General features: G+C 54.5%; 8 protein-coding genes. All 8 read left to right on the top strand.

Going from position 1 to position 14,416, the window contains the following annotated elements; translation table 11 throughout:
* Positions 1-347: 347 nt before the first annotated feature.
* The 8 genes from HHJ18_RS01130 to HHJ18_RS01095 all read left to right on the top strand — a co-directional run bounded on the left by HHJ18_RS01130 (position 348) and on the right by HHJ18_RS01095 (position 14,416).
* Entirely contained in the window at positions 348-1,664 is a 1,317-nt protein-coding gene (locus HHJ18_RS01130; RefSeq protein WP_296910693.1) for a capsular biosynthesis protein, read from the top strand.
* Positions 1,665-1,696: 32 nt separating this feature from the next.
* A complete protein-coding gene (locus tag HHJ18_RS01125) occupies positions 1,697-3,109 on the top strand; it encodes a mannose-1-phosphate guanylyltransferase/mannose-6-phosphate isomerase (RefSeq protein WP_296910691.1) in 1,413 nt (470 codons plus the stop codon).
* A gap of 219 nt (positions 3,110-3,328) precedes the next feature.
* On the top strand, positions 3,329-4,477 hold the full coding sequence (locus HHJ18_RS01120) for a hypothetical protein (protein ID WP_296910689.1): 1,149 nt from the start codon (positions 3,329-3,331) through the stop codon (positions 4,475-4,477).
* A gap of 7 nt (positions 4,478-4,484) precedes the next feature.
* On the top strand, positions 4,485-5,276 hold the full coding sequence (locus tag HHJ18_RS01115) for an ABC transporter permease (RefSeq protein ID WP_296910687.1): 792 nt from the start codon (positions 4,485-4,487) through the stop codon (positions 5,274-5,276).
* The gene (locus tag HHJ18_RS01110; protein WP_296910685.1) at positions 5,273-5,929 is read left to right on the top strand and encodes an ATP-binding cassette domain-containing protein; all 657 of its coding nucleotides are present in this window, start codon (positions 5,273-5,275) and stop codon (positions 5,927-5,929) included. The genes HHJ18_RS01115 and HHJ18_RS01110 overlap by 4 nt, the downstream gene beginning before the upstream one ends.
* 110 nt (positions 5,930-6,039) lie before the next feature.
* The gene (locus HHJ18_RS01105) at positions 6,040-7,266 is read left to right on the top strand and encodes a glycosyltransferase family 1 protein (protein ID WP_296910683.1); all 1,227 of its coding nucleotides are present in this window, start codon (positions 6,040-6,042) and stop codon (positions 7,264-7,266) included.
* A complete protein-coding gene (locus HHJ18_RS01100; protein ID WP_296910681.1) occupies positions 7,263-9,920 on the top strand; it encodes an FkbM family methyltransferase in 2,658 nt (885 codons plus the stop codon). Before HHJ18_RS01105 ends, HHJ18_RS01100 begins: the two co-directional genes overlap by 4 nt.
* A complete protein-coding gene (locus tag HHJ18_RS01095; RefSeq protein WP_296910678.1) occupies positions 9,920-14,416 on the top strand; it encodes a glycosyltransferase family 1 protein in 4,497 nt (1,498 codons plus the stop codon). The genes HHJ18_RS01100 and HHJ18_RS01095 overlap by 1 nt, the downstream gene beginning before the upstream one ends.

The following is a 14,416-nucleotide window of genomic DNA, read 5'->3' as shown; positions in this document are numbered from 1 at the left end:
GTCGTTTTGGTATCAATTTGTAATTACTTATCTCGGTCAGTTCGGCCTTCTCACCCTTCTTGTTTTGTGTATTAAGTTAGGGTTTGTACCAATTGTAATTTAACTTTTACGAGGGATTTATTTGGCTTTAAATGATTGAGCAGTAGTTTTCGGCGTAGAATTTTAAAAACTTGATAGAACTGACAATATTAGCAATTACATCTTCCGAGCTTTGCTTGATGTCAATCGTTGATTGCTTCCCTCAGGGGAAAAATCATTCTGAATTTTGCGATCCGGAGACCTTGGTCTCGTAGCCGGTCGGTAATTCGGACTTTAGTAGTCACTGCGATTAAGGAATTGAACAATTGATGCATGTCATCCCTCAAGAAGTGTGGCGAGAGCTCGACTCAGGAAGCCCTTCTCTGCCTCAGCTCAATGAGGTCAAACGCAGCGTCCCGGGCAATCCGGCGCTTACCCGGCTTGCCAAGTCCAAAAAAGTCTTGTTGCTTCAAGGGCCTTTGGGGCCCTTCTATGACCGCTTAAGCCGTTGGCTGCAAATCGGCGGCGCCGAAGTTCATAGAGTCGTGTTTCAGGGTGGGGATGAGCATGACTGCCAACTGCTCAGGCCTGCAACCTACAAAGGTAAGCCTGACGCTTGGCCTGCATTCCTTGAAACGCTGATCGAACAGTTGGGTATCGATTGCGTAGTGCTGTTCGGCCAATCGCGCCAGTACCACGCGATGGCCCTGGAACTGGTGCGAGTCCTTGGCCTGCCCGCGGTCGTGCTGGAAGAAGGCTATTTTCGACCAGGTTTTCTCACCATGGAACTCGATGGGGTGAACGGCTACTCCACCACGCTGCAGCGCTACTCCTGGAAACCGATGGCCCTGGTGCAGAGCGACACCTCCAGTTCAGTCGCTCTTAACGGTATTGAGCCGCACACCTCGCGCCACCACTTTCAAAAAATGGCCTGGCATGCCGCCCAGCACTACATTGCCATGCACAAGTCGCGTGCCGCCTACCCGCACTATGTGCACCACCGCCAGGACGACCCCTACCATTACCTTGGCTACTGGGCTCGATCATGGCGGCGCAAATTGTTGGCCAGGACGGCCGACTACCGCTTTCAGTCCTGGCTGTTTAAGAACCTTCCTCCTTACTTTTTTGTGCCGCTGCAGCACGATGATGATGCACAGATCTCCCACCACAGCCCGTTTGAACAGAACGCCGATTTCATCATTCGTGTCATGCGATCATTTGCCGGGCACGCTGCTTCAGGTGCCATGCTGGTGTTTCGCCAGCATCCTCAATCACGTGGTGGAGCAGGGCACACGGGCCTGATTTTTAGCCTAGCAACCGAGTTGGGAGTTCGCCATCGTATTCATCATCTGGTAGAGGGCGATACACCTGATATCGCAGAGCGCGCTGCGGGTGTTGTGCTGATCAACAGCACGGTTGGCTTGCAGGCTCTGGAACGCGGCGCCCCGGTGATGGCACTGGGTGAAGCCTTATACAAGCATCCACAGCTTACTTTTTCTGGTGATCTGGATGCGTTCTGGACGCAGGCGCGCCCGGCGGACAAAGCCGCCACGGCGACCTTTCTGGCACAGATGAAAAACCTTACCCAGGCGCCTGTCAGCCTGTATGCACTACGAGACGAGCCAATACCCTGGCGCCATCTCTGACTTAAACATACCCAACTTTTAAGGAAACCAACATGCTCATTCCCGTTATTCTTTGTGGTGGCGCAGGCTCCCGCCTGTGGCCTGTTTCTCGCGAACTGCACCCCAAGCCTTTTATTCGCCTTGCGGACGGGCAAAGCCTGCTGCAAAAGGCTTTTCTGCGAGGCGCCGCACTGCCCGACGTCAAGGAAATCCTGACCGTCACCAACCGCGAACTTGCGTTTCAGACTGAAGACGAGTTCCGGGAGGTCAACAATGCCAAGCTGCCGACTTCTTTCATCCTTGAACCTTTTGGCCGCAATACATCGGCCGCCATTGCCGCCGCTGCGCTGACGGTTGTCAAGACGCACGGCAAAGATGCCGTCATGCTTGTGCTTGCCGCAGACCATTTGATTGCAGACCAGGAAGCGTTTGCCGCAGCGGTCAGCAAAGCCGTCAAGCTGGCTAAAGGCGGAAAGTTGGTCACCTTTGGCATTGAGCCCGATGCGCCTGAAACCGGCTATGGCTATATCGAAGCCGATGGCAACAAGGTGGTGCAGTTTGTAGAAAAACCTTCGCTTGAAAAAGCCCAGGAATACCTGGCATCGGGCCACTTTTTGTGGAACTCCGGCATGTTCTGCTTCAAGGCCAGCGTCATGCTGCAAGCGATGGAAAAGCACTGCCTGGAAATTCTTTCAACCACCATGGCTTGCCTAGAACAATCCAGCCGGGCTGAAGGCAAGGGCTTTGAAAAACTCACTCTTGACGAAGAGAGCTTTGCCCAGGTGCCTGACAGTTCCATCGACTACAGCGTGATGGAACGGTCTGACCAGGTAGCCGTGGTTCCCTGCAGCATCGGCTGGAGCGATATTGGCTCGTGGAGCGCGCTGGGCGATCTTTCAGTGCCGGACGATGACGGCAATCGCATTGAAGGCGAAGCGCTGTTGCATGACGTCACCGACTGCTTCATCCAGAGCGACAAGCGCGTGGTGGGCGCCGTCGGGGTCAGCAACCTGATCATCGTGGACACACCCGACGCCCTTTTGGTGGTGGACAAAGCCCACACCCAGGACGTCAAGCACCTCTATACAGCGCTTAAAGACAAGGCGCACGACGCGCACAAACACCACCTCACCGTGCACCGGCCGTGGGGCACTTACACGGTCATTGAAGAAGACCCCAGCTTCAAGATCAAGCGCATTGAAGTCAAGCCGGGCGAGACCTTGTCTTTGCAAATGCACCACCACCGCAGCGAGCACTGGATTGTTGTCAGCGGCATGGCCAGGGTGGTCAACGGTGAAAACGAATTGTTTGTCAGAACCAATGAATCAACCTACATACCTGCGGGCTTCAAGCACCGGCTAGAGAACCCTGGGGTCATGAACCTGGTGATGATTGAAGTTCAAAGCGGCCAGTACCTTGGCGAAGATGACATCGTGCGATTTGAGGACGTGTACGGGCGGGTCTGACGACTCGGCCACGAAACACGCAAGAAGGCACCCAAGACAGCAACGCGAAGAGTTCTGTCCGCGAAGCGCGCGAAAAGATATTTTAAAAAATGTCGGAGCCATTGTGCTTTGACATTTCCTTTTCGTACCTTTCGTGTTTTTTAGCGGACCAACTCCGCAGCTCTCCCTCTTCTTTCCCCACCTCAAAGTTAAAGCGATATTAGGAATTCTCACTTGGAAATGCAATCTGCCCTAGAGTTGAAAGCCCCCGCCGGTACCTGGCGCCGCGCTGTGAAAAAACGCTTGTCTCGAGTCAACCGCCTGTTTCTCCTGACAGTGTTTTTGCCAACCGTTCTGGCGACCATTTACTTCGGGTTGATCGCGTCGGACGTGTACGTTTCGGAGTCGCGCTTTGTGGTGCGCAGCCCCGATAAGCAGATGGGTAGTGGCCTCGGTGCCCTGCTTAAAGGCGCGGGTTTTTCGCGCGCGCAAGACGACAGCTACACCGTTCATGACTATGTGCTCTCGCGCGACGCGCTCAAGGAAATCAACGACAAACTTGGCGTGGGCAAGGCCTTTTCCAGCAGCCAGGTAGACCTGTTCAGCCGCTTTGGTGGACTGGACTTTGACGTCAGTTTTGAAGCCCTGCACCGCTACTACCAAAAAAAGGTGGAGATGCTGCAAGACTCGGTTTCTTCCATCTCAACGCTCACGGTCCGTGCCTACACCGCGCAAGACGCCGTCGGCATCAACCAAAAACTGCTGGAGTTGAGCGAGGCGCTTGTCAACCGTATGAACGAGCGCGGCCGACAAGACTTGATCCGTTCCGCCGCCCTTGAGGTGTCCAACGCCGAAACCAAGGCCAAGGCCGCTGGCCTGGCGTTGTCGGCTTACCGTACCGCCAAAGGCGTGGTAGACCCTGAGCGACAGGCCACCGCGCAACTGCAACAAATAGCCAAATTGCAAGACGAGCTGATCGCGACCAAGACCCAGCTTGCGCAACTCAAAGCCTTCACCCCGCAAAACCCGCAAATCCCGGCCATGCAACTGCGGGCGAAAACCTTGCAAAGTGAAATGGACATAGAAACTGGCAAGGTGACCGGCGACGGGCGTTCGCTGTCCAACAAGGCCGCTGACTACCAGCGCCTGGCACTGGAGCGCGAGTTTGCTGACAAGCAGTTGGGCAGCGCGATGGCTTCACTAGAACTAGCGCGAAACGAGGCGCAGCGCAAACAGGTTTATATAGAACGCATTGTGCAACCCAGTCAGCCTGATCTGGCCATGGAACCCCGGCGCTTGCGCAGCATTTTGGCAACCTTCGTGTTGGGCCTGGTGGCGTGGGGCATCCTGAGCATGTTGCTGGCAGGCGTGCGCGAGCACCAGGACTAAGGGCGCTATGGAAGGCTCCTCTTCTTTAAGCCAGTCATGGGCTATTCAGCGCCGGGTGATCGGCGCGCTGCTCATGCGCGAAATTCTCACGCGCTTTGGCCGCCACAACATCGGTTTTCTTTGGCTGTTTGTAGAACCCATGCTGTTTACCTTGGGCGTGACCGCGATGTGGACGATTGCCGGTCTTGGGCATGGCTCCAATTTACCCATCGTTGCCTTTGCGCTTACAGGCTACTCAAGCGTCTTGCTCTGGCGAAATATGCCTGGCCGCTGCATATGCGCCATTACTCCAAACTTGTCGCTCATGTACCACCGCCATGTCAAAGTGATCGACATCTTTGTTTCCCGTCTGCTGTTGGAAGGGGCTGGTGCCACTATTTCGTTTGTGGTGTTGGGGCTGCTTTTCTATGCTACCGGCTGGCTCAGCGCACCCGAAGACGTCGGCAAAGTTCTTTTCGCATGGTTCATGTTGGCCTGGTTTGGCTTTTCCCTTGCGTTATTAATGGGCGCCTTAAGCGAGCAGTCTGAAATAGTTGAAAAGTTATGGGGCCCCACTTCGTACCTGCTTTTTCCGCTTTCAGGCGCTGCCTTCATGGTGGACGCATTGCCTCCGGCCGCGCAAGATTTCGTGTTGTTGCTGCCTATGGTTCATGGCGTTGAGCTGCTGCGCGAGGGCTACTTCGGCTCCATCTTCAAGGCGCATTACGACATTTCGTACATGGCAGTGGTCTGCGCGGCGCTAACACTGTTGGGTCTGGTCAAAACCCACGAGATCAGCCGCAAGGTGATGCCCGAATGATTCACATCGAACACGTTATCAAGCGCTATGGCACACGCCACGGCGACGTCACCGTGCTGGACGACGTGAACCTGACTATCAAGCCGGGTGAAAAGGTGGGCATTTTGGGCCGCAACGGCGCCGGCAAGTCCACCATCATCCGCTTGATCAGCGGCGCCGAGCGCCCCAGCGCGGGCCGCATACGCCGTTCCATGAGCGTGTCGTGGCCGCTGGCTTTTGGCGGTGCTTTTCAGGGCACGCTGACAGGGCTGGACAACCTGCGTTTCATCTGCCGCGTGTATGGCACCAGCCCTGAAGACAAGATTGAGTTTGTGCAGGAGTTTTCCGAACTGGGGCGCTACCTGCGCGAGCCCGTAAAAACATACTCGGCCGGCATGCGCGCGCGCCTGGCCTTCGCCATCAGCATGGTGGTGGAGTTTGACTGCTTTTTGATCGACGAGATCGTGGCCGTGGGCGACAGCCGCTTTCACGAAAAGTGCCGAGTCGAACTGTTCGAAAAGCGCAAAGACCGCGCCATGATCATCGTCTCGCACGACCCGGGCTACATCAGGATGCATTGCCAGCACGCAGCCGTGTTGGACAAAGGCAAGCTCGTTGCATTTGACGAAGTGGACGAAGCTTTTGCGTTTTATCAAGACCACGCCACTGCATGATGAAAATTTCGCGTAATCTGCCCGCGTGGCTTCTCAAGCTGCTCCCCGTGCAACTGGCACGGCAGAGTGCAATGACTGGCGTTCAGGCGTCGCTGCCAACGGATACCTTAATGCGGCAGTTGCTAATTGACGTTTCCGTCATTCATCAAAGCGACGCACGCACCGGCATCCAGCGCGTGGTGCGCGCGCTGCTGCTTCAGTTGATTGCAGCGCCGCCAAGGGGCTTTCGGGTGTGTCCCGTTTTTGCCACGCGGCACCAGGGTTACTGCCATGCGGCGCCACGCTTTATGGCGCAGCCAGATGAGCCGCAGCAAGGCCTGGGCGCACCGGTCAAGGCGCAGAACGGTGACCTGTTTCTGGCTCTTGACCTGGCTGCCCACCTGCTGCCGCGCCACCAGGCACAAGTGCTTGGCTGGAAAAAAAGCGGCGTCTCGGTGCATGTGGTGGTGTATGACTTGCTACCACTTCAGCACCCGCAATGGTTCAACAAAACGACCACGCGCAACTTCAAGCGCTGGATTAAATGGGTGGCGGTATACGCTGACAACGCCATCTGCGTTTCTGAGTCCGTTAAAGACGAATTGACCGCCTGGCTCAGTGCGAAGTTTGACCTTCCAGGCACCGCGCTGCCCGCCAGCAAGATGGTGCTGGGAGCCGACATTGAAGCTAGCGCGCCCAGCGGCGGTCTGCCGCCGGATGCCGGTTTTTTACTTGCCCGCCTGCGCAACACGCCTGCCGTGCTGATGGTGGGCACGCTGGAGCCACGCAAAGGTCATGACCAGACTTTAGCCGCCTTTGAACATCTATGGAAACTGCCAACCCCACCCGTCCCTGTGCCGCTATTGGTCATAGTGGGCCGCCCAGGCTGGAAGACCGAGGCACTGCAAGAACGGCTACGCAGGCACCCCCAAGCCGGCAAACGACTGTTCTGGTTTGACAACATCAGCGATGAATTTTTGCTTCGGTTGTACACCACATGCAGGGGCGTTCTGGTGGCGTCTCGCGCAGAGGGCTTCGGTTTGCCTTTGGTGGAGGCGGCGCTACATGGCAAGCCGGTGCTGGTGCGAGACATACCGGTTTTTCGCGAAATTGAAGTCGCGGGCGTTACCTATTTCAATGGCGAAACGCCGCAGGGCCTGGCAACTGCCATCAATCAATGGTTGCCACGAGCTGGTGCTGCCTTGCCTGGTTGGGCGCGCGCAAAGCTGCCCACATGGCAGCTTGCGGCAGCGCAGCTCACGCACGCGCTGGGCTTGCCGCAGGGCACCGCAGCAGCGGCTTCCACCGTCAAGCGCTCAAACCGAAGCGCGCGAGCCGCACGAGGCGCAGCGGTATGAGCATTAACTCCTACGCCCAAAATTTTGAAGACGTCATGCTCTGGCGGGCGCTTGGCCATATTAGAAGCGGTACATACATAGACGTCGGCGCCCAAGACCCGGTAGTTGACTCTGTCAGCCTCGCGTTTCATGAGCATGGCTGGCACGGCATTCATGTTGAGCCCACACCGCGGTATGCTGAATTGCTAAGGCAGCAGCGCCCGGGCGACACCGTCATTCAGGCGGCTGTCGGGACTCGCCCAGGGGTGTTGCGCTTTTTTGAAATTCCGGACACTGGAATCTCGACCGCAGACGCCACTATTGCAGCGCAGCACCGAGAGCGTGGATTTGATGTTCGCGAAACCACCGTTCCCTGCATCGCCCTGTCTGCAATTTTTGATACCTGTACGGCGCCCGATATCCATTGGCTAAAAGTTGACGTTGAAGGTTTTGAGCAGCAAGTGCTTTCCAGCTGGCGCTCCTCTGCGGTACGCCCGTGGGTAGTCGTGGTGGAAAGCACTCTGCCGCTCACGCAGATAGAGACGCGCGAAAACTGGGAAGCGACTCTTGTTGCCTATGGATATGCCCATGTCTATTTCGACGGACTCAACCGCTACTACGTGTCAAACGAGCATCCCGAGCTTAGGGAAGCGTTTGCGGCACCGCCAAACGTCTTCGACCAATTTACCCTCAACGGCACAGCCAGCGCGACTTTCCACAAAAAGATTGATGAGCGCTACCAGGAGAAGGTCGCCGAAGCCTCTGCACTGGTCAAGCAGCAAAGGCAATTGACAAGCAGTGAGATCGAACGACTGACCCTTGGCATTGCTTTGCTGGAAAAAACGCAAGCCGAACGGGAGCGCGCGGCGGCCGTTCAAATGCTGGAAATTCAACAGAAAACTGCCGACGATAAAGCCGAACAGGTCCGCAGCCATGGGGAACAACAGCACGCACTGGTCAGTCAGCACAGTGAGCGGGAACAGTCTCTCAGTCAGCAACTGCAAGCCCGGCAGCAGGATCTTCAAAACCTGCTGAAGGACCGCGCCAAACGTGAGCAGGACGTTGGCACGCAGCTGCTGGCCGGTCAACTGCAAGCCGCAAGGGACACGACAGACCAGGCCCGCATGCATCGGGAGCAGGTCAAGACACTACGGCGCCAGCACGCCGAACGGGAGGAGGCGCACGCCCAGCAACTCCAGGCCGGGCAACAGGAAATACGCCGCCTGGAACAAGAACGGGCGCAGCGTGAAAAAGAACACGCCGTGCAAAGCAGCCAATCCCGGCTGGCGCTGGAAAACAGGTTGGGCCAGCAACTGCAACGCGAGCAGGAAGTTATCGCGCAACTGTTGGCCGTTCAGCAACAGGCGGAGCATCAGAAAGCCGAACAGGCCAAGCTGCACAGCGAACGCGTGCGCGCGCTCAGCTTGAAGCAGGCCGAACGGGAGCAGTGCCTGCTTGAGCAACAGAGGTCGGCACACGAAGAACGCCTTCAACAGGATCAAAGTTGGGCACGGCGTGACAAAGCGTTAGGCCAGGAGATCGCAGCTCTGCAAAGCGAAGTGCAGGCGCTTCACCACGCCCATCAACTACAAGCGCAACACCATGACTTACAACTGGGCGCGAGGCTGGCGGAGCACAGTCGCCTGATTGAAACTTGCGCAGCCGTGGAGAGCCAGCTCAAAGCCGAGATCCTTTCCGGGCAGCAACAAGCTTTGCTGCTGCACCAGTCGCTGGCCGAGCTACAGCAAACCCTTGCAGCGACGCATGCCTCGCTTATCTGGCGCATGACCAAACCACTGCGCGCGCTGCTCCCCTTCACGGGTCTCAAAAATCCTGGCGCAGATGCCGTGATCGCGCCGGCTGCTGCTCTACCTTTGCCGCTGGCCAACGCCCGACAAGCGCCTGTTAAGCCAAATCTTTTAACCACCACGGCTACGGTCGATTCGTCTGCCCAGGCCCATGCAAGCGAAGAGGGTGCCTTGCCACCCGACTCAGCCTCACCGATCAACGCCTTATATGCATTCAATGAGCCCCTCATGCCTTCCTCTGCCCACACACCTACCGCGTTCACCTCAACCCCGGCAAACACGCTGGATGAATTATTGGCCTGCCACGACCAACAGTTTGTTATTTGCGCTTATCAAACACTATTTGGACGGGCGCCTGATCCTGAGGGCTTGACTTATTACCTGGACCGGTTGCGCTCAGGTTTCTCCAAAATTCAGATGTTGGCGCAACTGCGTTTATCAACAGAAGGCAAGTCGCGCGTGACCACGCTTCCCAAACTGGATGGAGCGATTCGACAACACCAGAGAGGGCAATACCCACTGATTGGATGGCTCTTCAGACAGTTCGATAACACCGGCGGAGGTGAATCCATCCAACGAAAGCTGCGCGCCATTGAAAACCAAATTCTTGTTCTCAACGAGGCAAGTAACTGTCGATTCAACCAGATGGAAACGGCATTTGCAGGCTTACACCACCTGATCCGAAATCAAAGTCAGACCGTGATATCGATATTGGGCGGTACATCCCCGGCGACGCCGGACAGCGCGGCCCATGCTTCCGTCCAGCCGACAGCGCTTGATGGACTCAAGCAACTCTCGCCTCACGCAAGAGATGTTTATCTTCAACTTAAAACAGCGGCTGTACAACATGCCGAGAAGGCCCATTGATGCGTATCGTTATTGATTTACAAGGGGCGCAGAGTGGAAGTCGTCATCGCGGCATCGGACGGTATAGCCTCGCTTTGGCGCATGCCATGGTCCGGAACCGGGGAAACCATGAAGTAATTATCGCCCTGAATGGTCTGTTTCCCGACTCCATTGAAGCCATACGCGCAGACTTTGATGGGAAATTGCCTCAGCAGAACATCGTGGTGTGGAATGCGCCCGGGCCTGTTCACAGCGCCGATCCGGCAAATATATGGCGCAGGCATGCAGCTGAACTGATCCGTGAAACATTTTTGGCCAGCTTGCAGCCGGACATCATCCACATAACAAGCTTGTTTGAGGGTTTTGATGACAATTCCGTCAACAGTATTGGTTTATCGACGGATGCGCTGCCTACGGCTGTGACCTTTTACGATTTGATCCCACTTCTTCAAAGCGAGGTTTATCTCACGCCCCATCCAACCTTCGCGAAGTTCTATCAAGAAAAACTTGCATTCCTAAAGCAGGCAGATATATATCTTGCCATTTCGGAATCAGCGCGACAGGAGAGCATCGATTTTCTGGATGCATCACCTGAGCAGGCCGTCAATATTGGCGCTGCAGTGGACGATCACTTCAAACCTGTCAAGATTTCTGCAGAGCAAGAGAGTGCATTGCGCAAGCGCTTCGGATTAAACCGCCGCTTCCTGATGTACTCGGGTGCAACGGATGAGAGAAAAAATCATCTTCGCCTCATCAAGGCTTTTTCTTTACTGCCTGCCAATATTAGGGAGACTTATCAACTAGCAATAGTTGGCGGCTTGCCGGGTCCCCATCGGCAGAAATTTGAGGACTATACGAATTATTCCGGGCTTACTTCCTCCGATGTCGTGATTACAGGGCGGGTTAGCGATGAAGAAATGGTGCAGCTTTATAACCTGTGCGACCTATTTGTATTTCCTTCCTGGCACGAGGGCTTTGGCTTGCCTGCCCTGGAAGCGATGTCCTGCGGCGCTCCTGTCATAGTAGCCAATACGACCAGCCTGCCCGAAGTAATTGGAAGAGTAGATGCATTGTTCAATCCCTTCAGTGAAAAGGACATAGCCGAAAAAATAGCCGAGGTATTGAACGACGAGGATATGCGACTTGACTTAGCCAGACACGGACTCGAACGATCCAAGGCATATTCATGGGATGCGACTGCCAAAATAACTATCTCGGCCTTTGAGCTGTGGCATGGCAAGCAGTATAAAAAGAGTGTTTCTGTCAGCAACCGAAAATCTAATTCGGCGTTTACCTCATGGCTGGTCGACAAAATTGCCAGCCAGGCTCCCCCGTTAGACGAAAATGACTGGCTGAAAACGGCCCAAGCTATTGCGCAGAACCACCCCGTAAAAGGTGAGTCACAATTACTGATTGATATTTCAGAATTGGTGCAGCGAGACTCAAAAACTGGCGTGCAGCGGGTGGTGCGTAGCATTCTGACGGAATTGCTCGACAATCCTCCGAAGGGCTTCAGGATAGAGCCCGTATATGCCGCGCAAAATGGAACTGGTTACCGGTATGCGCGGAATTTTACTTTGCAGTTTTCGGATAAAGTAAATAGTGTAGATTTGGAAGACTCGCCTATTGACGCCTTCAGTGGCGATATTTTCTTTGGCCTTGATCTGACGCACTCGATTACGACAAGTAATTCTGATTATTTTAAAATATTGCGGCAGAACGGCGTGCGCGTATATTTCTTGGTCCACGATCTGCTGCCGGTATTAAAGCCAAAACTTTTTCCAGAAACCATACCTCTCCTGCATGCGCGGTGGCTTCTCACGATAGCGGAGTCGGACGGTGTTATATGCGTCAGCCGCACTGTTGCCGATGAGCTGCGCGATTGGCTTGGCATGTTTGGCGGGAAGCGCTTGCGGCCATTGAATATTGGATGGTCGCATAACGCAGCCGACTTGGCTGGGTCAGTGCCAACAACGGGGCTTCCTGCCGATGCGGCTTCTGTACTCGACGTTCTGTCAGTCAGACCCACTTTTTTGATGGTGGGAACGGTTGAGCCGCGTAAAGGCCAAATGCAAACGTTGATGGCGTTTGAGCAGCTCTGGGATCAAGGTCTCGATGTCAATCTGGTGATAGTGGGCAAGCATGGCTGGAATGTAGATCTGTTAGTTGACATGCTTCGTAGTCATTCCGAACGCAATAAACGTTTGTTCTGGCTCGAGGGCATTAGCGACGAGTACCTTGAGAAAGTTTATGCTGCGTCTGGCTGTCTGATCTCGGCGTCGGAAGGCGAAGGTTTTGGCCTGCCGCTGATTGAAGCCGCTCATCACAAGAAACCGATTATTGCCCGCGATCTGCCTGTGTTTCGGGAGGTCGCGGGAGAACACGCATTCTATTTTTCGGGTTTGAAACCCGAAGCGCTCGCTAGTGCCGTTCGCGAATGGCAGGCATTGGAAAAGCTTGGCCGTACCCCTCAGTCAGACAAAATGCCCTGGCTGACCTGGAAACAAAGTACGAAGAATTTACTGGATGTAATGTTGAACGGGCAATGGCATAGCCAATGGATGCCCGATGATATATACCGATTCATGGCTAGCGATCATCGCCTGAATACCCAGGTAGGGGAACGTGCGGGACTAGCAATGAAAACGACGGGCAGGGAGGGGCATCTTGTCTATGGGCCCTATATCCCATTGGCTGCTGGCTGGTATCGGGTCGCGTTTCGAGGTTCAATTGGAATTAAAGGCCTTGCCGCAGCACGCATGGATGTCGTCTGCGATCAAGATACACGCAAGCTGGGTGAACTCGTCCTGAGCGAACCAGACGACACCGGTTGCTTTGGCACGTTGGCCATAGAGCTGACTTCCCCGTGCTCTGACCTGGAGGTTCGGGTCTGGGTCAGTGAGAGTACTGAGATGGAAATTGCCACGCTCGAGATTGCGCCCGGCCAGTTTCCAGAGGAATACTTTTTTAAGGGTTCTGATACTCGTTTTCAAACGCAGGTAGGAACCCGATCTGGCCCTAACACCACGAGCACAAGTAAGGCGGGCTATCTGCTGTTTGGTTCTTACATTTCCCTGGCGGCGGGGCAGTATCTCGTGACCCTTCGCGGTATCGCTGGAGAAAGCGGTCTCGCCAGAGCTCGTATGGATATTGCGATTAATAAAGGGCGATTCATCGTCGCCGAGTCTTCTTTGCATGAACCTGGCGAAGACGGTTGCCTGACCAGGGTCCCCATAACGCTGGATTCCAACTGTACAGACCTTGAGCTCAGAATCTGGGTCAATGAAAAAACAGACGTCCAGATCTCCATGATCGAGATTACGCCGTGGACGAGTGAACAGGCTGCGGCAAATCCAATTTACAAAATTGGCAGAATCGGGGAGTTCCAGAAAGTCATAGCCCGGCACGCCGAGATAAAGCGGGTATTTGAGAATGAGAGTATTGCTGCCGATTTAATTTCGATTGGAAGCGATAAGCTTGCTATTACTTTTCAACCTTATGATTTTTTGGGGTTTGAGGCTAAAGGATTTGGTGAGAATTTTTTCGTTTCTTTAGGGTACGACGTTCTCTGTTTTAAAATCACTGAAAATGAGTGGTATCAAAACGTCTCTACAGATGAAATGACGCATCTCACGCAGGAATATTTACACCACTATAGTTTACGCGTCGGATATGGTTCCAGTATGGGGGCGTATGCCGCGCTATATTTTGCCAAAGCTCTTGAGCTGCACAAAGTCATTGCGTGTAGCCCCCAGTTTTCAATTGATTCAGGTTCTGTGCCTTTCGAGCTTCGCTGGATCGAAGAAGCAGCTTCACTTTCGTTTTGTCATACCCCCATGACTGGCGACGATGGCATTGAAGTTATTATGCTGTACGACCCGTTCAACGAGCTCGACAAACAGCATGTCAATTTAATTAGAGCTGAGTTTCCGACTGGTCAGGATATTAAACTACCGTTTTCGGGTCACCCCAGTATTAGCGCGTTGGCTGAATGTGAAATGTTAAGACATTCGATTGAATGCCTGTTGGATGACCGGGGTGTGGACCTTCACCGGACCAGAAAAGCGATAAGGGAAGGGAGCAAAGAATACGCAAATAATATTTTGCAACACGGCTCCTTTCGGAGAGCAAACAAGTCAGTGCGGCTTTTTAATATCTTATCGCGCTACCATGCGCCCGACAATGCATGGATGTCGAAGCAGGGCCTAGCGCTGGGACGCGAATTTGGATTTTCGGGAAGGATAGATGAACCACATATCCCTTCTTTGAATATTGACGCTGCTAATACTGTCGAAAATGCAGAGGTATCTTTTCCCCCTTCCCCGGCGGCACCTGTCGAGTTGGAAAACCCCAGGCCACGATCGACAGTGGCAGAGATGCTGTCGGGCGACGCAGAGTTAACCGACGCTCATTCCGCCAAAGTGATCAGTCTGCCACGAGTCAAGGCCAAGAAGTCGTCGCAAACGTCCTCCCCGGCTCCAACACAGGCAAGAGTCAGACGCCAGAAAAAACGTTAA

The sequence above is a fragment of the Polaromonas sp. genome (assembly GCF_012927455.1).
Classification (GTDB): Bacteria; Pseudomonadota; Gammaproteobacteria; order Burkholderiales; family Burkholderiaceae_C; genus Polaromonas.
The sequence above is the reverse complement of the archived record's forward strand: the minus strand, read 5'-3'. Positions and strand labels throughout refer to the sequence as shown.

What these genes read in the sequence shown, in the direction of transcription:
- HHJ18_RS01125 (WP_296910691.1), top strand. Translation starts at nt 1,697, where the DNA reads ATGCTCATTCCCGTTATTCTTTGTGGTGGCGCAGGCTCCCGCCTGTGG.
- HHJ18_RS01110 (WP_296910685.1), top strand. Translation starts at nt 5,273, where the DNA reads ATGATTCACATCGAACACGTTATCAAGCGCTATGGCACACGCCACGGC.
- HHJ18_RS01130 (WP_296910693.1), top strand. Translation starts at nt 348, where the DNA reads ATGCATGTCATCCCTCAAGAAGTGTGGCGAGAGCTCGACTCAGGAAGC.
- HHJ18_RS01100 (WP_296910681.1), top strand. Translation starts at nt 7,263, where the DNA reads ATGAGCATTAACTCCTACGCCCAAAATTTTGAAGACGTCATGCTCTGG.
- HHJ18_RS01095 (WP_296910678.1), top strand. Translation starts at nt 9,920, where the DNA reads ATGCGTATCGTTATTGATTTACAAGGGGCGCAGAGTGGAAGTCGTCAT.
- HHJ18_RS01115 (WP_296910687.1), top strand. Translation starts at nt 4,485, where the DNA reads ATGGAAGGCTCCTCTTCTTTAAGCCAGTCATGGGCTATTCAGCGCCGG.
- HHJ18_RS01105 (WP_296910683.1), top strand. Translation starts at nt 6,040, where the DNA reads ATGCGGCAGTTGCTAATTGACGTTTCCGTCATTCATCAAAGCGACGCA.
- HHJ18_RS01120 (WP_296910689.1), top strand. Translation starts at nt 3,329, where the DNA reads ATGCAATCTGCCCTAGAGTTGAAAGCCCCCGCCGGTACCTGGCGCCGC.